Annotated in this window: 20 protein-coding genes and 2 pseudogenes; 8 read left to right on the forward strand and 14 right to left on the reverse strand. The window is 59.9% G+C overall.

What is annotated here, in order from left to right; translation table 11 throughout:
• The first annotated feature begins 13 nt into the window (after positions 1-13).
• The 3 genes from H8Z83_RS07320 (at position 14) to H8Z83_RS20135 (ending at position 2046) form a co-directional block, all read left to right on the forward strand.
• Entirely contained in the window at positions 14-529 is a 516-nt protein-coding gene (locus H8Z83_RS07320) for a hypothetical protein (protein WP_187014419.1), read from the forward strand.
• Positions 530-532: 3 nt separating this feature from the next.
• Positions 533-1558, forward strand: a complete 1026-nt coding sequence (locus tag H8Z83_RS20130; protein ID WP_187014420.1) for a LuxR C-terminal-related transcriptional regulator — start codon at positions 533-535, stop codon at positions 1556-1558.
• 275 nt (positions 1559-1833) lie between these two features.
• A complete protein-coding gene (locus tag H8Z83_RS20135; protein WP_366463936.1) occupies positions 1834-2046 on the forward strand; it encodes an integrase core domain-containing protein in 213 nt (70 codons plus the stop codon).
• A gap of 192 nt (positions 2047-2238) precedes the next feature.
• Here H8Z83_RS20135 and H8Z83_RS07335 read toward each other — a convergent pair whose 3' ends face one another.
• On the reverse strand, positions 2239-2877 hold the full coding sequence (locus H8Z83_RS07335) for a helix-turn-helix transcriptional regulator (protein ID WP_187014422.1): 639 nt from the start codon (positions 2875-2877) through the stop codon (positions 2239-2241).
• 520 nt (positions 2878-3397) lie between these two features.
• Here H8Z83_RS07335 and dpaL point away from each other — a divergent pair.
• The 5 genes from dpaL to H8Z83_RS07360 all read left to right on the forward strand — a co-directional run bounded on the left by dpaL (position 3398) and on the right by H8Z83_RS07360 (position 9489).
• Positions 3398-4633: a diaminopropionate ammonia-lyase gene (dpaL, locus tag H8Z83_RS07340; RefSeq protein WP_187014423.1), complete on the forward strand. Its 1236-nt coding sequence runs from the start codon at positions 3398-3400 to the stop codon at positions 4631-4633.
• Positions 4634-4693: 60 nt separating this feature from the next.
• Positions 4694-6085, forward strand: coding sequence for a YgeY family selenium metabolism-linked hydrolase (locus H8Z83_RS07345; RefSeq protein ID WP_187014424.1), 1392 nt, complete (start codon positions 4694-4696; stop codon positions 6083-6085).
• Positions 6086-6155: 70 nt separating this feature from the next.
• The gene (gene ygeW / locus H8Z83_RS07350; RefSeq protein ID WP_187014425.1) at positions 6156-7355 is read left to right on the forward strand and encodes a knotted carbamoyltransferase YgeW; all 1200 of its coding nucleotides are present in this window, start codon (positions 6156-6158) and stop codon (positions 7353-7355) included.
• A 225-nt stretch (positions 7356-7580) separates the two neighbouring features.
• Positions 7581-8522, forward strand: a complete 942-nt coding sequence (arcC, locus tag H8Z83_RS07355; protein WP_187014426.1) for a carbamate kinase — start codon at positions 7581-7583, stop codon at positions 8520-8522.
• A 220-nt stretch (positions 8523-8742) separates the two neighbouring features.
• Positions 8743-9489 (forward strand): glycerophosphodiester phosphodiesterase, encoded by a 747-nt coding sequence (locus tag H8Z83_RS07360; RefSeq protein ID WP_187014427.1) that lies wholly within the window; start codon positions 8743-8745, stop codon positions 9487-9489.
• 467 nt (positions 9490-9956) lie between these two features.
• Here H8Z83_RS07360 and H8Z83_RS07365 read toward each other — a convergent pair.
• The 13 genes and pseudogenes from H8Z83_RS07365 to H8Z83_RS07420 form a co-directional block, all read right to left on the reverse strand.
• Positions 9957-10739, reverse strand: a pseudogene (locus H8Z83_RS07365) (virulence RhuM family protein); the annotation flags it as partial.
• Entirely contained in the window at positions 10687-11151 is a 465-nt protein-coding gene (locus H8Z83_RS20140) for a GNAT family N-acetyltransferase (RefSeq protein WP_366463926.1), read from the reverse strand. The gene H8Z83_RS20140 and the pseudogene H8Z83_RS07365, both read right to left, overlap by 53 nt.
• Positions 11152-11191: 40 nt before the next feature.
• The gene (locus tag H8Z83_RS07375; RefSeq protein ID WP_187014429.1) at positions 11192-11944 is read right to left on the reverse strand and encodes a response regulator transcription factor; all 753 of its coding nucleotides are present in this window, start codon (positions 11942-11944) and stop codon (positions 11192-11194) included.
• Entirely contained in the window at positions 11938-13623 is a 1686-nt protein-coding gene (locus H8Z83_RS07380) for a sensor histidine kinase (protein WP_187014430.1), read from the reverse strand. Before H8Z83_RS07380 ends, H8Z83_RS07375 begins: the two co-directional genes overlap by 7 nt.
• Positions 13620-14642, reverse strand: a complete 1023-nt coding sequence (locus tag H8Z83_RS07385; protein ID WP_187014431.1) for an ABC transporter substrate-binding protein — start codon at positions 14640-14642, stop codon at positions 13620-13622. Before H8Z83_RS07385 ends, H8Z83_RS07380 begins: the two co-directional genes overlap by 4 nt.
• A gap of 32 nt (positions 14643-14674) precedes the next feature.
• A complete protein-coding gene (gene pgmB, locus H8Z83_RS07390) occupies positions 14675-15307 on the reverse strand; it encodes a beta-phosphoglucomutase (protein WP_187014432.1) in 633 nt (210 codons plus the stop codon).
• Positions 15295-16119 (reverse strand): HAD family hydrolase, encoded by an 825-nt coding sequence (locus H8Z83_RS07395; RefSeq protein ID WP_187014433.1) that lies wholly within the window; start codon positions 16117-16119, stop codon positions 15295-15297. The genes pgmB and H8Z83_RS07395 overlap by 13 nt, the downstream gene beginning before the upstream one ends.
• A gap of 99 nt (positions 16120-16218) precedes the next feature.
• Positions 16219-17865, reverse strand: a complete 1647-nt coding sequence (locus H8Z83_RS07400; RefSeq protein ID WP_187014434.1) for an ABC transporter ATP-binding protein — start codon at positions 17863-17865, stop codon at positions 16219-16221.
• A gap of 3 nt (positions 17866-17868) precedes the next feature.
• The gene (locus H8Z83_RS07405) at positions 17869-19698 is read right to left on the reverse strand and encodes an ABC transporter permease (protein WP_187014435.1); all 1830 of its coding nucleotides are present in this window, start codon (positions 19696-19698) and stop codon (positions 17869-17871) included.
• 189 nt (positions 19699-19887) lie between these two features.
• Entirely contained in the window at positions 19888-21279 is a 1392-nt protein-coding gene (locus H8Z83_RS07410) for a hypothetical protein (RefSeq protein WP_187014436.1), read from the reverse strand.
• A 522-nt stretch (positions 21280-21801) separates the two neighbouring features.
• Positions 21802-22026, reverse strand: a pseudogene (locus tag H8Z83_RS19530) (transposase); the annotation flags it as partial.
• 296 nt (positions 22027-22322) lie between these two features.
• Positions 22323-22499 (reverse strand): hypothetical protein, encoded by a 177-nt coding sequence (locus H8Z83_RS19535; protein ID WP_243184814.1) that lies wholly within the window; start codon positions 22497-22499, stop codon positions 22323-22325.
• 5 nt (positions 22500-22504) lie between these two features.
• The gene (locus H8Z83_RS07420; protein WP_243184816.1) at positions 22505-23908 is read right to left on the reverse strand and encodes a phage portal protein; all 1404 of its coding nucleotides are present in this window, start codon (positions 23906-23908) and stop codon (positions 22505-22507) included.
• Positions 23909-24059: the final 151 nt, after the last annotated feature.

Consider the following 24059-nt stretch of genomic DNA (forward strand, 5'->3'; position numbering starts at 1 on the left):
AGAGGGAGCGCCAATGCGGCCAATCAGGGAAGCAATTCAAAAAAAGCGTGCAGCCGGTCCCAGTATGGGGCTGCGGCTGCTGCTGTACCGGTTCATCATGGTGCTGCTGCTGATGGCGGCGATTTTGTCTACCCTGATGGCCACTGGCGTGTTGTCCCATCCCGCGCATCAGCTGTCCGGAACGCTGGATATTCAGCAGAGGAACACCTACGCCGCTCTGGACTCCCAAATGGACGCACTAACAGCGCAAAGCATGGCTATGTCGGAAAAACTGGGAAAGGAACTGGACGTCTTTCTTGCCGCCAAGGGCATCGCCTTTGATGAACTGAACAACAATCCGGATACCATTGCGGAGTTGGAAAAGCGCCTGTATACGCCTTTAAGCAACACTCTGGGCGCAGCCTCGTGCAGTGGGATCTTCTTCGGTCTGAACGTCACCGCCAACACCTCTCTGCCAAATGCAGAGGATTTCCGGGCGGGGTTATACCTCCGCTATTCTGGCTTACAGCCAACGGTGGCCTCCGAGTAGGATGTGATCTGCTTCCGGGGTGCGGCGGAAACAGCCCGGAGCTTGCAGCTTCAAATGCACAACCGCTGGAATCCGGAGCTGAACGCCGCTCTGATCCCCGGCAGCGATCAGGTCACCGCCTATCAGGGGGCCCGGCTGGCAGATGGCTGCCTGTGGACAAAACACACAGAGCTGCCGGACACTTGGGAGCAGGTCATGCTGCTGTGCTTACCCATTTTGGATGGCGGCGGTACCGTAAGGGGCTTTTGCGGTGCGGAGATCAGCGATCTTTATTTCAGTCTTTCCCATAATACAGTCCCCAGCGCCTTCGGCAATATGCTGACGCTGGCAGCCCCCATAGACGGCGACAGCCTGCTTCTCTCCGGGGCCATGCTGGGTGCCACTGACGGCTCCCGCCTGACGGCCAACGGCATTCTGCACATCAGCGACGGAAAATACTACACCACTTACAGCGATGGGAAGAACACCTATCTGGGACGGCACCAGCTTCTGGATGCTGCCACGTGGGACGGCATCCCCCTTGCCGCTGTGACGCTGGTGCCGGACGGGACCTTCCGCAGCTATGAAACGGGGTCCCAGATTGCATGGTTCCTGGGAGCGGTTCTCTTCCTGCTGGCCATGCTGGTAGTGGCAACGGTGCTGTCCCGCCAATTCGTAAAGCCCATCAATAAAAGTCTGGCGGCAGTACGGGGCGGTACAGAGATGGTCGCTTCCGGTATCCCGGAGATCGACGAGCTGCTTGCCGCCATCCGTGATCGGCCAACGGGAACGCTGCCGCCGGATGTGGAGGCACGGCTGCGGGGCTTTGCAGAGCGGGCCAGTACGCTGACCGGCACGGAACGTACCATCCTGCAATATTATATGGACGGCTATACCGTTAAGGATATCCCGGAGCTGGCGTGTATCAGCGCCAGCACGGTCAAGACCCACAATCGCAACCTTTACCGAAAGCTGGATGTGGATTCCTTTGACGAACTGAGGTATATATCGAATTGTTTGCAAGCTGCGGCCGCAGCAGTGAACTGCTGAACAAGTAAATATTTTAATGAGCAGAGTGCACAATCCGATTTGCAGCGGGTTGTGCACTCTGTCTGCGCCTAAGGGTGATCTTTGAGTTTCCAGGCAAAATTCACCCTTATCGAGGAGATCCCAAAACCTACTATAACTGTTTGGATCAACTATGCAAACGCGTAAAAAATGTGAAGGAGCAGACCGCAGGTACGGTCTTGCACACCGACCAAGGCGCAGTCTACTCCTCCAGAGCTTTCTCAAGGACTCATTCTAATTATAACATAATTCGCTCAATGTCAAAAGCCGGAACACCTACGGACAACCCAATTATCGAATCTCTGAACGGATGGATGAAGGCCGAATTGATTCTGGATTTTGGTATCAGTAAAGTTTCCAACCTCAAAAAGACACTGGATCAATATGTCCTATACTTTAACTCCGAACGTTTTGCCGCTGCCTTGGATTACAAAACCCCAATCCAGTACAAAACTGAATTGGGATTCTGATGCTATGACTTTTTATTCGTGTCTATTTTTACTTGACAGATACACTTCGTAAAGAAGCCTCCCCCTTTTGGTTTTTCACATTCCATTCGTTATCCTGTTAAACAAGACAGATCGGCTGCAAACCTCGGTTTGCAGCCGATCTGTCTTAATAATAAGCATGATAAGCATCTGAACGTCTGTGTTTGAGATGTTTCACGCCTTGGATTCGTCAATATAGCTGTACAGAGTGTACTTGGAGATGCCGAAGAACTTGCATACCCGGTCGCCGCTCTTGGTGATGAGGAAGGCTCCGGTCTCATTGAGAAACTGCACCGCCTTGACCTTATCCTCCTTGTTCATCAGGGCCACTGGCTTACCCACCACCTTCACGCTCTGCTCGATCAGCTCATCCAGCAGGTCAGAGACATTCCGGGCAATCGGCTCCGGCTCCTTCTCGTCCCTTTCGGTGGCGGTAAACTGCTTGATCGCGTTCTCCATGGCCAGCATCAGGGTGATATCGTAGTTGATGCCGAAGATGCCAATAGGGGCACCGTCATCATCTCGGATATAGATGGTGGTGGATTTCAGGGTCTTCCCATCCTTGGTCCGGGTCAGGTAGGACAGGTGATCGTGGAGCTGTTCGGGATTCCCCCGCAGGGCTTCCAGAACCACATGGGAGGGCCCGTCCCCCACCTTGCGTCCGGTGACGTGTCCGTTTTCAATGGCAACGATGGACCGTTCCGGGTCATTGGTGGCAAGATCGTGAACCACCACCTCGCAGTTGGGGCCGAATTGACTGGCAATCCCCTTTGCCAGCGTCAAGAGAAATTGCAGCGTAGATGCATTCGGCACGTAAATGCCCTCCTTTTCCGGTCCGTGGCAGAAACGCCCCGAAAAGAGCGGGGCAAACCATGGAATACACGGTCCGATCCGTTGCCGCTGACAGACCTGCTATGATTATTTCATTATTGTATCATAATTTTAGTGAGTTTCAACCATTTTTTTGAGACCTAAAAATTTTTAATTTTCTCATTAAAGTGTATGGGCCGTCAAGCAGATTGCAGCAGGAGCGATATATCTGAAAACAAGTCAGATCTCCCTCCACTCACGAAGAGGCCTTCCGTAAAAAGCAAGGGCACTTCCAAACCTTCCATGCATGGAAAGCCGGGGAAATATCCCTGCTGCGGAGGCCCGATTTTTGGAAAAAACAGCCTTGCGCACAGGTTCCGCAAGAGGAACCAAAAAAAGTTTTAGCTTTACAGCATTTTTTTGAGTTTTTCTGCTTGACAACCGAAGAACACATGCTATGATGGTCTCAGAAAGCTAAATAAATTTTGCCATGAAGTAAAAAGATTTTGGAGGCGAGTATTCCATGAAAGATCAGCTCAAATGGGTCCTCAATCATATGCCAAAGAGTGACGATCAGCATCTGGATGTGATGTCCCTGCCCAATGTGGCCAAGGCCCGCTCCTTCCACGGGTCCTTCCCCCAGTACTCCATCACCCCTCTGGCGCAGCTGGACGGTATGGCACAGTATCTGGGGCTGGCGGGTGTGTATGTGAAGGATGAGTCCTACCGGTTTGGTCTCAACGCCTTCAAGGTGCTGGGCGGCTCCTTCGCCATGGCCCGGTACATCGCCGGCGAGATGGGCCGGGACGTGTCCGAAATGAATTACAACTACCTGACCAGCGAAGCCTTCCGTAAGGAATTCGGTCAGGCCACTTTCTTCACCGCCACCGATGGCAACCATGGCCGCGGCGTGGCTTGGGCAGCCAACAAACTGGGCCAGAAGTCTGTGGTGCACATGCCCAAGGGCAGCAGCAAGTCCCGCTTTGACAATATCGCCAAGGAGGGCGCCAAGGTCACCATCGAGGAAGTCAACTACGATGACTGTGTGCGTATGGCTGCTGCGGAAGCCGCACAGACGGAACACGGCGTCATCGTGCAGGATACCGCCTGGGACGGCTACGAGGAGATCCCCTCCTGGATCATGCAGGGCTACGGCACCATGGCTAATGAGGCCGCCGACCAGCTTCGTCAGTGCAGCGTAAACCGTCCCACCCACGTGTTCGTCCAGGCCGGCGTCGGCTCTCTGGCCGGTGCGGTGGTGGGCTACTTCGCAAACCTGTTCCCCAACGATCCTCCCAAGTTCGTGGTGATGGAGGCCGGGGCGGCTGACTGCCTGTATCAGGGCGCGCTGGCCAATGACGGCAAGCCCCGCATCGTCACCGGTGATCTGAAAACCATCATGGCCGGTCTGGCCTGCGGCGAACCCAACACGATCTCCTGGGACATTCTGCGGAACCATGTGTCCGCCTTCATCTCCTGCCCCGATTGGGTCAGCGCCAAGGGTATGCGGATGCTGAGTTCCCCCGTCAAGGGCGACCCCCGCGTGGTGTCCGGCGAATCCGGCGCCGTGGGCATGGGTGTTCTGGACGCCATCATGTGTGATGACACCTACAAGGAGCTGCGGGACGCTTTGGAGCTGGACCGGCACAGCCGGGTGCTCATGTTCTCCACTGAGGGCAACACCGATCCCGAAAAGTATCGCCGGGTGGTGTGGGACGGTGAGTATCCCACCGATGACACCCCGCAGAAGCCCTGCTGAATGCACGGTCCAGAGGCGAACCCGATCAAAATTTGAGAAATAAAATTGGAGATTACTACCATGGATTTTGAGAAGATCAAAGCAGCCGCTCAGGCCTATCAGGCCGATATGACCCGCTTCCTGCGGGACATGATCTCCCACCCCAGCGAAAGCTGTGAGGAGCGTGAGGTTGTTCACTGCATCAAGGCCGAGATGGAAAAGCTTGGCTATGACAAGGTGGAGATTGACGGTCTTGGCAATGTCATCGGCTGGATGGGTGATGGCGACAAGATCATCGCCATCGACTCCCACATCGACACCGTAGGCGTGGGCAACATCGACAACTGGACCCATGACCCCTACCAGGGCTACGAGGATGATCAGGTCATCTATGGCCGCGGTGGCTCCGACCAGGAGGGCGGTATGGCCTCTGCCACTTACGGCGCCAAGATCATGAAGGATCTGGGCCTGATCCCCGCCGGCTATAAGATCATGGTGGTGGGTTCTGTGCAGGAGGAGGACTGCGACGGTATGTGCTGGCAGTACATCGTCAACAAGTACTTCCCCGCCAACGGCATCAAGAAGGAGCAGGTGGAATTCGTTATCTCCACCGAGCCCACCGACGGCGGCATCTACCGCGGCCACCGCGGCCGCATGGAGATCCGTGTGGATGTGAAGGGCGTTTCCTGCCACGGTTCCGCGCCCGAGCGTGGTGACAACGCCATTTACAAGATGGCCGACATTCTTCAGGAAGTCCGCGCGCTCAATGAGAACGGTGACGGCCCCTCCAACGAGATCAAGGGCCTCGTGAAGATGCTGAATCCCGCATTCAACCCCGAGCATTACGAGGACGCTCAGTTCCTTGGCCGGGGCACCTGCACCACCTCTCAGATCTTCTACACCTCTCCCTCCCGCTGCGCTGTGGCTGACTCCTGCTCCATCTCCATCGACCGCCGCATGACTGCCGGCGAGACCTGGGACTCCTGCCTGGAGGAGATCCGCCAGCTGCCCAGCGTAAAGAAGTACGGCGACGATGTGAAGGTCTCCATGTATATGTATGACCGGCCCTCCTGGACCGGCGAGGTCTACGAGACCGAGTGCTACTTCCCCACCTGGATCAACAAGGAAAACGCCGCCCACGTGCAGGCTCTGGTGGATGCCCACCATGCGCTGTACGGTGAGGAGCGCATTGGCCCCGACGGCGCGATGCACCTGCGTCACCGTCCCCTGATTGACAAGTGGACCTTCTCCACCAATGGCGTAGCTATCCAAGGCCGTTACGGCATCCCCTGCGTTGGCTTCGGCCCCGGTGCGGAGTCTCAGGCCCATGCCCCCAATGAGATCACCTGGAAGCAGGATCTTGTGACCTGCGCCGCCCTGTACGCCGCCGTGCCCGGTCTGTACAAGGAGGAGAACAAGACTGCCGATGTTTCCCAGTTCCGGGCCGGCAAGACCAATAACGACATTCAGTAATTCGCACAGAAACCGTTTCAGACCGTTTCTTCCAAGCACAAAATATAGATTTATAAAGGAGCCAATTATCATGGACGCTACTCTGCAAAAATATATCGACAAGCTGAACGCCCTGAACTTCAAAGAGATGTATGAGGGTGACTTCTTCCTGACCTGGGACAAGTCCGATGACGAGCTGGAAGCCGTCTTTACCGTGGCGGATGCCCTGCGCTATATGCGCGAGAACAACATCTCCACCAAGATCTTCGAGTCCGGTCTGGGCATTTCCCTGTTCCGGGACAACTCTACCCGCACCCGTTTCTCCTTCGCCTCCGCCTGCAACCTGCTGGGCCTGGAGGTCCAGGATCTGGACGAGGGCAAGAGCCAGATCGCTCACGGCGAGACTGTCCGCGAGACTGCCAACATGATCTCTTTCATGGCCGACGTCATCGGCATCCGTGACGATATGTACATCGGCAAGGGCCACACCTATCAGAAGGAAGTGGCTGAGGCCGTGACGCAGGGCCACAAGGACGGCGTTCTGGAGCAGAAGCCCACCCTGATCAACCTGCAGTGCGATATCGACCACCCCACCCAGTGCATGGCCGACATGCTGCACATCATTCACCACTTCGGCGGCGTGGAGAACCTGAAGGGCAAGAAGATCGCTATGACCTGGGCTTACAGCCCCTCCTACGGCAAGCCCCTCTCCGTGCCTCAGGGCGTCATCGGCCTGATGAGCCGTTTCGGCATGGACGTGGTGCTGGCTCACCCCGAGGGATACGAGGTCATGCCCGAGGTGGAGGAGGTCGCCAAGGCCAACGCCGCCAAGACCGGTGGTTCCTTCACCAAGACCAACTCCATGGCCGAGGCCTTCAAGGACGCTGATATCGTCTATCCAAAGAGCTGGGCTCCCTTCGCCGCTATGGAGAAGCGCACTAATCTATACGCTGAGGGCGACGCCGACGGCATCAAGGCTCTGGAGAAGGAACTGCTGGCCCAGAACGCCGATCACAAGGATTGGTGCTGCACCGAGGAACTGATGAAGACCACCAAGGACGGCAAGGCCCTGTATCTCCACTGCCTACCCGCCGACATCAACGATGTTTCCTGCAAGGACGGCGAGGTTGAGGCTTCTGTGTTCGACCGCTACCGCACGCCCCTGTATAAGGAAGCTTCCTACAAGCCCTATATCATCGCCGCCATGATCTTCCTGGCTAAGGTGAAGGATCCTCAGACCACGCTGAAGGCTCTGGAGGAGCGCGGGATCGCCCGTTGGTTCCAGAAGTAAATCTTCTCAGAACACGCTGTATTTTACAGGCTTTCCGCCTGACATCCCTTTTCCATTCCGGAGGCCCGTCCGCATAGGTCAACCTGCCTGTATCTGTGCGGACGGGCTCCCTCATTTTCACCGGCGGCCATGACAGCCGTCTCAGCGGCACCCCCACAACACGGGGCATCTATTGCCGTTTTTGCTCCAAAATGTATAGAATCTAAACAAATTGAGGTGTTTTTCATGGGTAAGCGTATTGTGATCGCGCTGGGCGGCAACGCTCTGGGCAGCAATCTCCCTGAGCAGATGATCGCCGTGAAGCAGACTGCCAAGGCTATCGTCGATCTGATCGAAGAAGGACACGAGGTCATCATCGCCCACGGAAACGGCCCTCAGGTGGGCATGATCCAGAAGGCCATGGCCGAGTTGACCCGCTCCGAGCCGGAAAAGTACATTCCCTGTCCTCTGTCCGTATGCGTGGCCATGAGTCAGGGCTACATTGGTTATGACCTGCAAAACGCGCTGCGGGAAGAACTGCTGGACCGCGGCATCCAAAAGGGTGTAGCCACCGTGCTTACTCAGGTTGAGGTGGACCCGAATGATGAGGCGTTCCAGAACCCTACCAAGCCCATCGGTGCTTTCATGACCAAAGAAGAAGCTGACAAGATGGTGGCTGAACGCGGCTACAACGTCATCGAAGATGCCGGCCGCGGATACCGCCGGGTGGTCGCCTCTCCCAGACCTCAATCGATCATTGAGATCCAGTCCATCCGTGATATGGTAGAGGCTGGGCTGGTGGTGGTGGCCTGCGGCGGCGGCGGAATTCCCGTCTACAAGACTGAGGGGCACCATCTGAAGGGCGCCGCCGCTGTTATCGACAAGGACTTCGCCTCCTGCGTACTGGCTCAGCAGGTGGAAGCCGACACCCTTATCATCCTCACTGCCGTGGAAAAGGTTGCCATCAATTTCGGCAAGCCCGATGAAAAGTGGCTGGATTCCCTGACCCCCGACGAGGCCCGCAAGTACATCGGTGAGGGCCACTTCGCCCCCGGCTCCATGCTGCCCAAGGTGGAGGCCGCCGTGGAGTTTGCCGAAAGTGCCCCCGGCCGCTCCGCCCTCATCACGCTGCTGGAAAAGGCCAAGGACGGCGTAGCCGGCAAAACCGGCACCGCCATCCACCAGTAAACGCACACAAAACCGAGGCTGTTGCAGCAACAGCCTCGGTTTTTATCAAAAACTGCGGGCACTTCTGTTCAATTTCGTCCCGAAATTCCTTTTGCCAAAATTTTGTGTTAATACTTGTATTTCCCTGTTTATGCGGCTATAATACAAATCAGAGATGTTGAGAAAAGCGTATGACGGGAGCGTCATGCGCTTTTATTATTACGTGTAAGGAGAGAATCATATGAAACGCCCACTTTTGCTTGCGCACCGCGGTTTTTCCGGCAATTACCCGGAGAACAGCCCTCTGGCCTTCCGGATGGCAGTGGAAAAGACCGCTGCCGACGGCTTTGAAAGCGACGTCCACATCACCAAAGACGGCAAGCTGGTGATTTTTCATGATGCCTCTGTAGAGCGCACCTCCAACGGCACCGGCTTCATCAAGAACATGACCTATGATGAGCTGCTCTCACTGGATATCGGTGCTTGGAAGTCTCCGGAATTTGCAGGTCAGCATATCTGGACCTTCGGCCAGCTACTGGACTTCTGTAAGGAGACCAAGATGCTGCTGAACATGGAACTGAAAAACTACGAGGTGTTTTACGAGAATCTGGAGCAACGGGTGATCGACGAAATCTGCAAACGCCAGATGCAGGAGCAGGTGTTCGTTTCCTCCTTCAACCATATCTCCATGCAGCATTTCAAGGAGCTGTGCCCGGACATTGAAACCGGCCTTCTGTATGATAAGCCCTATCTGGACATGGAACATTATGTCCAGCGCTCCAATGCCGACAATATGCATCCCCGGTATATGCTTCTGCAATATCAGCCGGAGCTGATGGAACTGTTCCACGGCCGGGGCATGAAGGTCAACACCTGGACGGTAAATGACGAGGAGAACATGAAAGATATGATCGCCCGGGGCGTAGACTGCATCATCTCCAACCACCCCGATGTGCTGTGCCGCGTAGCGGATGATGTCTGCGACTGAAAAACACTTCTGCATTGCATTTTGCAATGCGGGAGCTCTTCTTGATCCCAGATTTATCTTTATAACGAAAAACACCTGAAATCCGAAGATTTCAGGTGTTTTTCTGGAGCTGCTGACCAGATTTGAACTGGTGACCTCATCCTTACCAAGAGATTTTTGGTGTTTTTTATAATAATTTCCGTTTGTTTTTAGTCGTTTCTATTCCGAACAACATCGTTTCCAGAACTTTCGCGAAGTGCAGTCCCCGTTGTTTCCACGCTTGTCTGTGGTGAAACTGTGGTCAACCAGCGATTTGTGCAGACAGTGCCTGCGCAAATCGCATCGACTCAGCACCACAGATAACACCGCAGTTTCTTCGAAAGTCGATATAGTCATCAGGAGGTTGGTATCACAATTTGATACCAACCTCTTTGTCAAAACAGGCGTAATAGCCCATTCATATTTTGGGCCGCTGTAATCAATAAGAGTTAATCCTCAATCACGGAATCCTCCGCCGACTGCTCCAACATGAGGAATCGATCGAAGTCGCTCTCGTAGAGTCGATCCTGAATAATTCGATATTTCTCAAACTCTGTTTCGGCATGAAGCTTTGCCTGCTCCGCGCTGATTTTACCGGGTCCCGTCAGCAGTTCGTTTCCGTTAAACTCCAAGAACCCGTCCAGACGCTTCGCCCAATCCTCCATACTCATAGGAATTTTGCGTTCAGCCTGAAGCTCGGCATAGTCCAAATAGAGAGACACGATCCGTTCCAGATATGACATTTCCTTTTCGCTCAAATAGTTCTTGGCTACGGTCACATCAGCCTTTACGATTTTTCCGTCTGGTGCATTTTCCCAGGTTGCCAGCCCCATGTGTTCTTTCGCCGCATCAGCCCGCTCCACGATCAACTCTGCCGCTGTGTGGCGATGAACGGCATAATGCAGCTTGTTCTGCACGGTCTGGAAAAACAGACGAGTGGTCCTTGCATCCTTGTCGTAGTCGAAAGCTGTAGCGTAGAGGTCCGTGACCTTTTGATCGAATTTCCGCTCAGACAGCCGGATTTCACGGATGTACTGGAGCTGACGCTCAAAGTATTCATCTGTGAACATATGTCCTTTTTTCAGACGTTCCTTATCCATGGTCCAGCCTTGGATGGTATGGTCTTTCACGATCTGCCCCGCCCATTTGCGAAACTACACCGCACGGGGATTATTGACCTTAAATCCAACAGCGATGATCATTTGAAGCGTGTAATGCTTCAGTTCTCTCGTTGGTGTCGATGCGCAGATACCGGCAGCCATGCTCCCGGGCGTACTGCTCGTAAAATGCGGCGAAGGCGCGGCCAAGGCCCCGTTTTCCGGCCTGCGGATCGACGGCCAGCGTGTGCAGGACCATGATCTGGTCATCCGGCGCGTCGTACTGCCACGGAGCGCCCGCGTAAACGTCCGCCTGAAGCCGGTTGAAGATGCCGGTGCCCACCACGGCGCCGTCCGCCTTCTCCACGAACAGGTCGCCCCGCTCCAGCGCCGCCTCAGCGGTGGAGCGCACGGGGTACACGCCCCGCACCCAGCCCACCTGCGCGGGGCCGGCCTCCTCTGCGTCGTGGACGTGCTCATAGACCCGGACCACGGCGTCCAGATCTGCGGCATCGGCCTTCCGAATGGTGATCTCCACGAAAAACACTCCTTTGCGTCTTTGCGTCGGCCCGGCGGCGCTCCGCCGGTCACTGGCAGCGCTTCTGATACTCCGATGGGGACATCCCCACGCTTTTTTTGAACGCGCTGCTGAAATAGGCGATGTCCCGGTAGCCCACGGACTCCGCCACCTCGTAGACCTTTACGCGGCAGTCCCGCAGAAGCTCCGTGGCCTTGTGCATCCGGTAGTTGGTGAGATAGGCCGAGAGCGTGTAGGACGTCTCCTTCTTGAAAACATGGCTCAGATGCCCGTCGCTGACGCCCAGACTGCGGGCCACGGACGAGACGCTGATATCCGGGTCGTTGTAATGCTCGGAAAGATAGGTCAGCGCCTCCCGGACGTATTTGCTCTTTTCCGGCCCCTGCCCCTCCGGCAGGACCGGGGCGGCGGGAGCCGCCGGGGCTGCGGTCTGGGCGCGGCTGCGGATGCGGGCGATGGTCTCCTCCAGCTCCCCGTCGTGAAAGGGCTTGAGCAGATAGTCCGCAGCGCCCAGCTTCAGCGCCGACTGGGCGTAGGAAAAGTCGCTGTACGCGGTGAGAAAGACCACGTGGGCCCGGTTCCCCTCCTCCCGCAGGCGGCGGAGCATCTCGATGCCGTCCAGCTTGGGCATGCGGATGTCGGTGACGATCAGGTCCGGGCGGTAGCGGCGGATGACCTCCAGCCCCTCCTCGCCGTTGGCGGCCTCGCCCACCACGGCGCAGCCCGCCCCGGCCCAGTCCACCGTCAGCACGATGCCCTTGCGGACCAGCTCCTCGTCCTCCACGACGACGACCTTCAGCATGGCGGTTCCTCTCCTTTCCTGAAAACCGGAAGTGTGATGCGGATGCACGCGCCCTCGCCCTGCACGGGGACGAAGCGGACGCCCCGGTCCGGTCCGTACCGGATGCGCAGGATGGCGTCCACATTGTGCAGGCCGAAGTGCCCGCCGGGCCGGGGCGCGCCGTCCCGGTACTGGGCCAGGACCTCCTCCGGCACGCCGCAGCCGTTGTCCCGGACGGTGAGGATCAGGTCCTCCTCCGCGCGGTAGGCGCTGATGCGGATCTCGCCGCCGGAGCGGTCCCGGAAGCCGTGCAGAATGGCGTTTTCCACCAGCGGCTGGAGCATCAGCTTCGGTACCGGCACGTCCCGCAGCGGCTCGTCCACCTCCACCGTCAGGGCGAACGCGCCGGAAAAGCGGATGTTCTGAATCTCCACGTACCGCTCCACAAGGCGCAGCTCCTGCCGCAGAGGGACCAGCTCATCGGCGGAGATGCTGCTGCGCAGGATGTCGGCAAGGTCGGCGGAGATGGTGGCGATCTCCGGGGCCTGATGGATCTTGCCCATCCACTTGATGGTGTCCAGCGTGTTGTACAGGAAGTGGGGGTTGAGCTGGGCCTGCATCATACGGATCTGAGCCTCGTTCAGCTCCCGCTGCTGGCGCAGGGAGTCCTTCAGATTCTGCCGCAGGCGCTGGGCCATCCGGTTGAACCGACCGGAGAGCTGGCCCATCTCGTCGATGCGGCGGTTGTCCAGCTGGACGTTCAGGTTGCCCTCCTCCACCTCGCGCATGGCGCTGTTGAGGGCGCGGATCGGCTCAAAGAGCTGGCGGCTGAAGCGCATGGACGCCAGCACGCACAGCCCCAGGCACAGCAGCAGGGAAAGCCCCGCCACCAGATACATCAGTTCGGCGGTGCCCTCGGTCATGGGCTTGGGCTGCTGGAGCACCAGACAGAAGCCGGAGCGCGGCTCCTGCCGGACGAAGTAATCATAAGCGCCGTGGCTGTCGGAGAGGGCCTGTCCGGCCAGAAGCTGGCTGCGCAGGCGGGCGGCCAGCGTCTTGGCGGGGAGGTCGGACGAGGCGTACACCTGATCCCAGAAGGGGTCCAGCAGCAGAAGGCGGCTGGTGGCGGTGTACTGCCCGTCGAAAAGCGCGGTGAGCTGGGCGGCGGTGACGTCCGCCACCACGTATCCCAGCGGAACGCTGCCCCGCCGGACGGCGCAGGCCGCCTGAATGCAGGCGGAGCTTTTGGACGATGCGCCGCGGTAGACCACGCCGCCGTCCGCCGCCGCGGCCAGCAGCCCCCAGCGGGGGGAGAGGGAGCCGGAGGCGGGCTGGCTGGAGGTGGAGTAGAGCTGGCGGCCGTCCGCGCCGTAAACGGAGAGACTGGCCCCGCCGAGGACCGGCGCGGCCGCGCGGTACAAAACGGAGTAGACGCGCTGCTCGTCCAGCTCGGAGCGGTCCAGCGCCGCCGCCACCGCCGGCTCGGCGCAGAGCTTTTCCATGACGGTCTCGCAGTCGGACAACAGCCCGCTCAGCTCGCCGGACATGGCGTCAAGCTGCGTCTCGGCGGCGTCCGCCGCGCTGCGGGTCAGCGAAAGGCGGAAGATGTTGAGCATCAGCAGCGTGCAGATCAGCAGGGGCAGGATGCCGATGGCCAGAAAGCTGGTGAGCAGCTTCTGGCGGAAGGAGGCGTTTTTCATGACAACGCCTCCTCCCGCAGAAGCTCCGGCCAGCGGGCGGAGAAGGCGTCCTTCAGCTCCGCCGCCCAGCGGACGGGATAGTCGATGAGCGCCAGCTCGTCCGCAGGGGGCAGTGCGTCGCCGTCGGACACGTCCGTGCGGACGCTGCGGCGGGAGAACTGGCTGACCACCAGCTCCTGCACGTCCCGGCTCTGGGCAAAGTCCAGGAAGGCCCGGGCGTTGTCCGGATGGGGTGCGCCCGCGATCAGGGCGCTGCCGTCCGGCACGGCGCTGGTCCCCTCCTCGGGGTAGACGATGGCGATATCCGCTCCCTGAGCCTGACGCTTCAGGGCGGTCTCCTCCAGCGTCACGCCCACGCGGCAGCTTCCGCCGGCCACCGCGGCCACCACGTCGCCGGAGTCCGGCAGGACCCGGCCCTCCAGCTGGACGGCAAGGCGGTCCAGCTGGTCCCAGTCGTCGCCGGGGAGGGCGCAGAGCATGGTGGCCGCCGCCGTGTAGCTGGACCCGGACACAGCGGGGTCCGCCAGCGCGATGGAGCCGGACCACCGGCCGCTTAGCAGGCTCTCCCACCCGGTCAGCTCGCCGGGGGAGACCAGCTTGGTGTTGTAGATCAGCACCACGGGGAGGGAGGAAAAGGGCGTCCACAGGTCGTCCGCCGGGCGCAGGCCCGGGCGGATCAGGTCCGCCTCGGCGCAGGCGTAGGGCTGAAAGTAGCGCTCATAGGCCGTCAGGCTCTCCACGCCGCCGCCGAAGATCACGTCGCACACCGGCGCGTCCGCCTCGCCCGCGATGCGGGCAAGCAGCTCGTTGGTGCCGCCGGTGACCACCTCGGCCCAGATGCCGGTGCGGGCTTCAAACTCCTTGACAATGGGGCCGTAAACCTCCTCCTTATGAGAGGTGTAGATCACGACCCGGTCGCTCTCCGCCGGGGCCAGCGTCGCCGCAGACTGGCCCGGGGAGCCGGCACAGCCGGTGAGCAGCAGCGCGGTCAGCGCGAGGATCAGGCATCGTCTGCCCATGGCGCGTCCTCCTTTCGGGTTGGATAGAGCGGTCAGACCAGCTCCAAAAGCTCCGGCAGGGACCGGATCTCGTGGTCCGCAAGGCCCTCCGCCGCAGCGGCGGGGCCGAGGGCGGCGCTGGAAAAGCCGCCGCAGCGGGCGGCGCGGACGCCTGCGGCGGCGTCCTCCACCACCAGCGCTTCCGCCGGGGAGACGCCCAGCACCTGCGCGGCCTTTAAAAACACCTCCGGGTCCGGCTTGGACCGGGCGATCTGCGTCCCGTCCACCACGGCGTGGAAATACGGCGTCAGGCCGGTGCGCTCCAGAATGAAGCGGGCATTTTTGCTGGAGCTGGCCACCGCCAGCAAAAGCCCACGCTCCCGCAGGGCCTTGAGCGTGACTGTTGTATCCGGGGCGACGTCCGCCGGGGTCATTTCGGCGATGAGGGCGCGGTAGCGCTCGTTCTTCTCCGCGGCGAGGGCTTCCTTCTCCGCCGGGGTGAAGCTGCGGCCGCAGCCCTCCAGCACGATGTCCAGCGCCTCCATCCGGGAGACGCCACGCAGCCGCGCCGCGGCGCGCCCGTCAAAGGGGATGCCGAGACGGCCCGCCAGCGCACGCCACGCCTTGTCGTGGGCCTGATCCGTGCGGACCAGCACGCCGTCCAGATCAAAGATCACTGCGCGCATGAGAGGATCGCCTCCAATTCGTCGCACACGTCCCGGCAGGATCGGGGCGCTTCCCGGACCGCGGCGGCGCGGGAGTCCGCCAGCGTCCGGCGCAGCGCACCGTCCGCCTGCTCCATGAGATAGCACCGGCCCGCCATGTCCAGCATGGCCTGATCGTTCCAGTTGTCGCCGAAGGCCGCCGTCTCCTCCGGCGAAACGCCCAGTGCGCCGCACATCTCCGCAAGGCCGGTGCCCTTGGTGGCGATGGAGAAGTCCAGCCACACAAGGCCCGCCATCGCCATGTGGAACGGCTTGCCCCAGCGGGGGGCGAGGAGCGCGGCGGGGCCGTCCATCCCATTGGGACAGTAGGCCGCGATCTTCACGATCTCCTCCGGCACGTCCTCGGGCCGGTCCACCATGGTCACGAGATTCCCGTGGTTTACGGCCATCTCGTGGACCAGCTCCGGGCCGCAGCCGCACAGATAGTTGAGGTTCTGCCCCTCGATGATGACGTCGCAGCCGGGAATGTCCATAATGGCGTGGGACAGGGCCAGCGCCTCCTGACGGGGCAGGAGCGTCTTGCTCAGGAGGGGCGCGCCCTCCTCCGTTCCGGGGCCGTACAGCACGGCGCCGTTTTCACACAGAAAGCACATCTCGTCCGCCACGGGGGCGAACAGCGTGCGCATGGAGTGGTACTGCCGGCCGGAGGCGGGACAGAACAGGATATTTCGCTCCCGCAGGCGGCGGATCAGGGGAAACAGCCGCTGGGGCATGACGGTCTCGTCATAGGGCAGCAGCGTGCCGTCGATATCGGATGCAATGAGACGGATCATAGAACGCTCCTTTTTGGGATCAGGATGGAAAACGGAGAAAAGAGGCCCCGGCAGGGGGCCTCTTTCCCGACAGCGCCCGGCCGAGGGACCGGGGCGGATTTACTTCACGCTCAAAGAGCCTTGCGCGATCATCCGGCCGTTCCTACGACTGAATAATACCACGCCGTCGCCCTGAAAGTCCAGACGGATTTTCTGGCCGATGCGGTAGAGCACGCCGCCGAACACCACGCCGGTGAGCAGGAAGCTGCCCACCCGGACCTTCACCGTGGTCTCCATGCCGGTGGGCATGGCGGAGTAGATCTCGCCTTCGATGGCGCCGGAATCGCTCAAACGCAGGAACTCCGGCCGCACGCCGAGAACAAAGTCCCCGTCGGTCAGGGCCGCCTCGTCGCCGAAGTCCTCCGTCTCGTTGACGCGGGCCACGTGATAGCGGAACAGCACGTCCTTGTTGCCCTTTTCCACGCTCTTCTTGTCCAGCGCCCGGGCGTTTTCCGCGTCTCTGCGGGCCTTGTCCTCCGCGTCCGCGCGCTCGTACCACGCGGCCACGTCCAGCGGCTCCTTGGGACGGAAGGAGAGCTGCATCCCGTCCAGCGCGGAGAGGGTCAGCGTTCCATCGGACTGCTGGGCGCCGCTGGCGTCGATGAAGTTGATGGCGGGGTTGCCCACGAAGTCCGCCACGAACACGTTATTGGGCTTGGCGTACACGTCCAGCGGCGCGTCGTACTGCTGGAGGACGCCGTTTTCGATCAGGCAGATCTTGGTGGCCAGCGTCATGGCCTCCATCTGATCGTGGGTGACGTAGATAAAGGTGGAGCCGGTGTCGATGTGCAGGCGCTGAAGCTCGGAGCGCATCTCAAGGCGCAGCTTCGCGTCCAGATTGCTCAGCGGCTCGTCCATGAACAGCACCGTCGGCTCCGGAGCCAGCGTCCGGGCGATGGCCACGCGCTGCTGCTGGCCGCCGGACAGCTCGGAGGGATAGCGGTCCATGAACATGCCGATCTTCACGATCCGGGCCACGCGGCGCACGGACAGGTCGATCTCCTCCGGCGTCAGCTTGCGCACGGCGGTGACGGGCTTGCCGTCCTTTTCGTACTCAAAGCGGTCGTTGAGCGTGCAGCCGGCGGCGGCGGCCTTGTCCCGGGCGGACTTGAGCGCGGCCTCCAGCTCCGGGCGGCGGGCCTGCGCCACGGTGCCCGGCTCCATGGACTCGTGGAGCTTGTAGCTCATCAGGGTCTTGGCGGCGTAGATGGAAATCTCATAGCGGTCGATCAGCTTGATCTGGGCCTTGTTCACGTCCAGCTTGCCCTTTTTGTCCACGCACTCCACGATGGTCTTTACCACGTCGTCCGGCTTCTGCAGGACGCGCAGCAGCGTTGCGGCGCGGCTGGCGTCCGGGTCGAACTTGGGCAGCTCTTCCTTGATATTGGAAAGGCCGAAGGAGATGTTCTGGTAGACGGTCATGTTGGGCCAGAGGGCGTAGTTCTGGAACAGGAAGCCCACCTTGCGCTTGTTGGGCGGGATATTGATGCCGGCCTCGCTGTCATACACGACCCGGCCGCCGATGGTGATGCGGCCGCTGGTGGGAGTCTCCAGTCCCGCGATCATGCGCAGGGTGGTGGTCTTGCCGCAGCCGGAGGGCCCCAGCAGCGTGACGAAGGCGTTGTCGTCGATAACCAGATTCAGGTCGTCCACAGCGTAGAATTTATCCCAGCGTTTGGTTACGTGGGTCAATACGATCTCAGGCATGATTTAACCTCCTATTCCCTTATCAAGGCTTGCGCCGGTGACCTTGTTGACGAGGGTGTTGCAAATCAGAATGGTGACGATCAGGATCAGGTTGATGCCGCTGGAGAAGGCGTACAGACCCATTTCGTCGAAATAGTCCAGCGTGGTGGAGAGGATGAAGCCCTGAACGCACAGCAGCATGAACAGGCTCAGCTCGCGCAGGCAGGTCATGAACGGCAGCAGATAGCCGCTGATGATGGAGGACTTTTGAATGGGGATGATGATGCGGGTCATCCGCTTGCTCCACGGAATGTCCTGAATGATGGCGGCCTCTTCGATCTCGCCGGAGAGCTGGAGCATGGAGTTCAGGCTGGCCCGGCTGGCGAAGGGGATATATTTAATGGTGCCGACGATGATGAGCAGCGTGTACGTATTGAAGAGGTTAACGTACCGATTGGAAAAGAGAACGAAGAACGCCACGCCCACGGCGATGGAGGGCATCAGATACGGCAGGAAGGCCACCGCGTTGACGTAGTTCGCCCATCGGCTCCGCCTCGTCTTGGATACGGCGTAGCCGATCATGGTGCCGATGGTGCCGGCCAGCAGGGAGCAGCACACGGACACCAGGATCGTTCCGCGGAAGGCGTGCCAGATGGTCTCGTTGTGCAGGATGCCCTTCTGGCCGTACATTCCGTTTTCCGTGATGTTCTCGTCCGTCGTCCACCATTTGACGGTCAGGTTGTCGGCGTCTCCGGTGTATAGGAAGCTGTAATCGCCCGGGTTGGGCAGGAACGTTTCAAATGCAAAGGAGACGATGGGGAAGATGCTGGTGAAAAAGGTGATGACGATCAGCACGGCGGCGATGATGTACTTGCCCGCCCGGCCCAGATTGATCTTGGAGGTCTGGCCGGACTTGCCGGTGACGGTGGTGTAGTTCTTCCGGCTGCGCAGGCTCATCTGATTCAGGAACATGATGGCCACGCCGAAGATCATCATGATGATGGCGAGGATACTGGCCTCGCCGGTGTACTTGGAGTTCAAAGAGACGTACTTGGTGGCGAGGGTGGTCAGGCCCAGATAGTGGGGCACGGGATAGGAGCCCATGGAGCTGCCGAACACCAGCAGGATGGTGGAGAGGATGGCGGGCTTGACCATGGGCAGCGTGATCTTGAACATGGTCTTCCACTTGGGCGTGTCCAGGATCGTGGCGGCCTCCTCAAGATTGGCGTCCATGTTGCGGAAGATTCCACCGATAAGGATGTAGGCAAAGGGAGCGTAGTGCAGGCCCAGCACCACAAGGCTGGGGAACAGGCCCTTGCACCACCACAGCGGCATCTGCACGCCCAGCGTGGCGGCCAGCAGGCCGTTGGACGTGCCGGTGACGGCGTTGGAGTTGAACAGGTTCTGCCACACCACGGCCAGCGTCCACTGGGGCATGATGTAGGGGAAGATGAAGATGGAGCTGAGGTATTTGCGGCAGGACAGGTTCGTGCGCGTAATGAGGAAGGCGAACAGCCCGCCGAACACGATGGCCACCACGCAGGTGCCCACCGCCAGCAGCACCGTGTTGATGAGCGGCATCCACAGGTTGCTCATGGCAAGGCGGCTGGTGAAAAGGTCGATGTAGTTGACGAGGGTATAGCCGCTGGCCTGACCCGTCAGGTGGGCGTCGATGGTGCCCGCGTGGATCTTGAAGGTATCCTGCACGATGGCGACGATGGGGGCGACGGTGGTCACCGTCAGCACGATGCCCATAATGAGCAGGATGACATTATGGGGCTTTGAGAAGTAGGTTTTGATCCTGTTGAGCCGGATCGTGGACCTGCCGGTGCTCACAGTAGACGACTGGTTCATAGATGACCATTCCTTTCCCAGACTTGTGCGGGCCGCGGCAGGACCGCTCCCACAGGACCGCCAGCGGCGGTGTGCGAACCAAAAAACGCTGGATTTTTCTGGATTTTTGGAGAAAAAGCGCCCCTGACGGTCATGAAAGCACCCGTCAGGGGCGTTTTTACGCGTGAGTCAGCGTACCGCGCCGGACGATCAGCCCGCGCTGTACTTGGTCAGCAGCTCGATCCAGCTGCCCACGGTGAAGGCCACGGAGCTGCAGTACTCGGGATCCTCGAGCACCAGCTTGCCCTGATTGGTCCACCACTCATAGCCGTGGTCGTCCTTGGCGGGGAAGGTGTCCACGCCATCCACGTAGCCGCCCTTCTGGTGGCCGTAGGTCGCCTCGATGGCCTCAGCGACGGTGGGGTTGGAGGAGTAGCCGCCCATGTCCTTGCCCCAGGCGGAGAAGCCGTCCTCGGTGCAGGTCATGTAAGCGATGAAGGCGCAGGCGGTCCAGGGCAGGGGAGAGTTGTCGGTGACGAACAGATAGTGGCAGTAGCCGAAGCCGCCGATGCCGGTGTAGCCGTCCTGATAAGCGGCCACGTTCACGTTGTTCACGGAGACGGTGGCGGACTCCTCAACGGAGCGGAGCTTGGAGTACACCAGCAGGCCGAACTGATCCGTGGCGGACTTGTCGACCAGCGTGTTGCAGATGGGGCCGTCATCGGTCTGGGCGTTGTAGCTCTCGACCCACAGCTTGATCCACGCCAGAGCGTACTTGCCGTTCTCACCAAGGCCCAGATCGCTGGCCTCGGAAGCCATGGCGTCGATGGTGGGCTGGAAGTAGGCCTGCTCGTCGGCGGACAGCGCGTCAAACGCCTCCTTCAGCCAGCCGGCGTAAGTATCCTCCGTGAGCATGTACAGGAAGTTCTTGCCCACGATCTCGGAGTCGATGTCCATGTACAGGCCGTGCTCGCCCTCGGCCACGAAGTCCCAGCAGTTGTCATAGGTCTTGGAGCCGGTGTTGTTGTACATAAAGACCTTGTTCAGGGTCTGCAGGGGCAGGAAGCCGGTGTACGCGTCGGCGGTGGTGCCGTTGGCGTCGGCCCAGTCCTTGGGGATGAAGGTATCCAGCACGCCGGGCTGGACCATCTTGCTCTCGATCTGGTTGCCGTCCTGGATCAGGGTCATGGCATAGGTGCCGGTGGGCTTGAGCGCGTCGGCGGTGAGCTGATCGAAGATCTTGTTGTTCTTGGGCTGCTGCCAGTCGTACTCCATGTTATAGCTGGGGTCGATGGACTGCAGATACTCGATGAACAGAGGCAGAGCGGTCTTGCCGCGGCTGGAGTTGCCCACGCCGTAGAACGTGGCGCCGTTGGATTCCTCGATGGCCTTCTTGGCCAGCTCCTCCAGCGTCATGCCCTCGGCCTCGGCGATGATCTTCTGGGTGGCGGTCAGCTCGGCGGCAGGCTCGGCCGGAGCGGCGGAGCCGGAGCCGGAAGCGGAACCGGCGCTTGCGGCGGGAGCGCTGGAGCCGCCGCAGCCGGCCAGCAGGGCCGACGTCATGGCGAGGGCCAGCGTCAGTGCAAGAAACCTCTTCTTCATAGGGTGATGTCCTCCTCCAAAATATTTTTTGGTGTTGCGTAACAGAAACTTACTTTGCGTCAGCTTCCAGTTTCATTTTACAGGCTGGAACTGAAAATATCCACTGGACAAATCTGCTGTTATTTGTGAAATCCCAATATTTTTGCACAAACTGCACATCAAACCCGCCGCGCCCGCCGCGCCGGGTGAGCGACCTGCACAGCCGCGCTGCCAAAAAAACGGCGGTGCGGACGGGAAAATTGTGGATTCTGCTGGCGCGGGAGAAAAATTTACGTAAATCCGATGGCGGGAAACGGAACCTTTCAAGCGGCGCGGGCGGGACGGCGGCGCTGGGAATTCGGAAAAAGTCAAGCATTAAATGCGCACAATTTTTCACTTCTTGTTTTGTCTAATTTTGACAATCCAACATGGCTGCCGTCATATCCCATGGTCGGCAGCCTGTGTATTTTCCTATTCAGTTCTCCGTGTTCCGCTCTGCTCACGCCCTCTCCCCTCGAATGTCTGCTGTGCTGTTTCTTCCTGTTACGCGCTCAGTCCGATCTCTCGCAGGCACTCCCGGAACATGACCTCACAGCTCTTGTACCCTAAGATTTTTCGAGGATAGTTGTTAATCCATTCCTCCGTGGCCGCGATCTCCGCCGCGCTGACCTTGGAGAAATTTGTGCCTTTCGGATGCCGCCGCCTGATCATGCTGTTGGCGTTCTCGTTGCTGCCACTCTCCCACAAGGAATACGGATGGCAGTAGTATGGTTGCCGCGCTGGCGCACAGGCCGTCGATCTTCGCCGTCACCGCCGCCGGGTGCTGTTCAAGCTGGTTGCCGATGGCCTGCGCTGCGAACACGTCGCCGCCGCTGTTGATGCGCACCGTGATCTCGTCCAGCGCTCCCAAACCGGCCAGTTCCTCCGCAAACTGCTTCGGGGTCACCTCGTCGCCCCACCAGCTCGTCTGCGAAATGTCGCCGTAAAGCAGCAGCTCCACCTTGTTTCCTGCCTGATTGCAGAATTTCCAGAATTTCTTGTTTTCGGGCATTTCTGTTTTCCTCCTATTCTCCCGCCGTCTGCGCTTTTCCGATCTCGTCCACCTCGCGCTTGCGCTTGGCCTCTGTCATGTGCAGTTTGATGTTGCGGTTGTAGTCCCCGCCGGTCATTTGCGCCGTCTCCTCCTGCGCCGTGCTGAAACCGGCATCCACCCGCTTGATGGCGGCATCCACCTCCTGCACGGGGTTCAGGTTCGTCCGTGCCGGGCCGTTCCACGCACAGGCCGTGTACGCCTTGCGCCGCGCCGGGTCGGTGAAAAACCCGGCGCGTGGATACGCCCACGGGCGACCGCCTCTGCAAACCACTCCTCATAGACCGGCTGGCAAAAATCGTCCGTGAACCAATCCCGCTGCATACTACAGGTGCGCCAGAACTCGTTGAGTGCGCCGCGAGCCGCCGAATAGCTGGTGGTGAACTGCTTCATCATCACTTCCGGCGGTATCTCCAGCCCCGCGCCGATCAGGCGGATGGTGGCGTTCGTGAAGTCGTCGTACCCGGTGTTCGGGTGCTTCGGGTCTGCAAACTGCACCTCTTCGCCGGGGTTCAGGTCAATGATGGCCCCCGGCCCCAGCTCGATGCTGCTCTGGTCGGCGTTGTCGATCAGCTCCTCCGCCGGTATCATTTCTCCAAACGGTCTGCCGTCCGACGGGTTTTGTGACTTCACGAACACCGTGAACATGGCGCTGATCACCGCCGCCGTGATCTCCGCGTCCGTGTAGCGTCCAAGCTGTTTCAGGCTCTCCAGCACAGGGGCCAGCAGGGGAACGCCCCGCCGCTGGCCGATGCGCTCGCGGCTCATGATGTGCAGCACGTTCCGCCGCCCGGTTGTATCGCCGTAGGCTTCCACTCTTTGCCACGTCAGCCCCGCCGCGTCCACGGCGCTGTTGCTGCCCAGCGGATGCCGGTTGCATATCCAGTATGCCGTCACCATGCCGTCCGCGTCGGTCTCCACGCCCTGTACGATGCTCTGTACCTCGTAGCCCTGCACCGTGCAGGGCATCAGCCTGTCAAAGCCGTCCGGGCTGCATACTCGGTCTGCCTCGATCAGCCGCACACGCAGGTCATACGGCGCTCCCGCCTGATGCTTCATAGGTAGCAGGGCAATGGTGTCGCCGTTCATCAGGTAACTCAAAAAGGCGAGCTGCTGGAGCTGATAGAAGTTGTCCATCCTCTCCGCGTCGCATACCGGCGTGTCCGCCCACAGGGCGAACTCCCGCACGAACTGCGCTTGCAGCTTCTCCACCGCCGTCTCGTCCAGTCCCAGATAGTCGCTGTCAAGCTGCGGCGCAGGCATCAATCCACCCGCCACCACGTTCGTCCGCATGGTTTTCAGCGCCGCCGTTGCCGTTGGGATACCCATGTAAGCGTCTCGGCTCCGCTGCTGCAGAATGTCGATGTTGTCCTCGATGTCCTCCTTGGTGCTGCCGCCGTGGTACATCCAGCCTCTCATGCTCTTTTTCGTCAGGTTGGCTCCGTAGCTGCCGTACCCGCTTTTGATCACGCTCAGTGCGACCCTCGCCGCCGCCCGCTTCGCCGCGTGGACGGGAGCCATGGTCATGATCGCCCGGTCAAGGATATTCGGTTTCTTCATGTGCCCCCTCCTCATACGTCGCGGGCCACGGCACGATAGGCGCGGTTTCGTCCGCCGTGCTTATGTCTCTTGCCCAAGCCGCTCGCCTCCTCCTTTTCCATGCAAATAGATAAAAAAATAAATGCGGGAAAACTCTTTTCGAGTTCTCTCG

This window comes from Dysosmobacter segnis (assembly GCF_014297285.1).
Classification (GTDB): Bacteria; Bacillota; Clostridia; order Oscillospirales; family Oscillospiraceae; genus Oscillibacter; species Oscillibacter segnis.